Source organism: Vibrio galatheae (genome assembly GCF_000967545.1).
GTDB classification, from domain to species: Bacteria; Pseudomonadota; Gammaproteobacteria; order Enterobacterales; family Vibrionaceae; genus Vibrio; species Vibrio galatheae.
This window is the reverse complement of record NZ_JXXV01000062.1, coordinates 1-232: the sequence shown is the minus strand read 5'-3', so window position 1 is coordinate 232 and position 232 is coordinate 1. Positions and strand designations below refer to the sequence as shown.

Annotated in this window: 2 tRNA genes; both read right to left on the bottom strand. The window is 53.4% G+C overall.

Annotated features, from left to right (window positions below):
• Nucleotides 1-27: 27 nt before the first annotated feature.
• Nucleotides 28-103: transfer RNA gene (locus TW81_RS18740), tRNA-Ala, on the bottom strand.
• A 42-nt stretch (nucleotides 104-145) separates the two neighbouring features.
• Nucleotides 146-222, bottom strand: a tRNA-Ile gene (locus TW81_RS18735).
• Nucleotides 223-232 lie beyond the last annotated feature (10 nt).

Genomic DNA, 232 nt, shown 5'->3' with positions numbered 1-232 from the left:
ATTCTCTATCGAGAAAACACTTAAAGATGGTGGAGCTAAGCAGGATCGAACTGCTGACCTCCTGCGTGCAAGGCAGGCGCTCTCCCAGCTGAGCTATAGCCCCATCAGGTGTTGATACTGTGTGCCAATCCCCTGGGAGGAAGATTGGTGGGTCTGAGTGGACTTGAACCACCGACCTCTCGCTTATCAGGCGAACGCTCTAACCACCTGAGCTACAGACCCAGTATCGTCT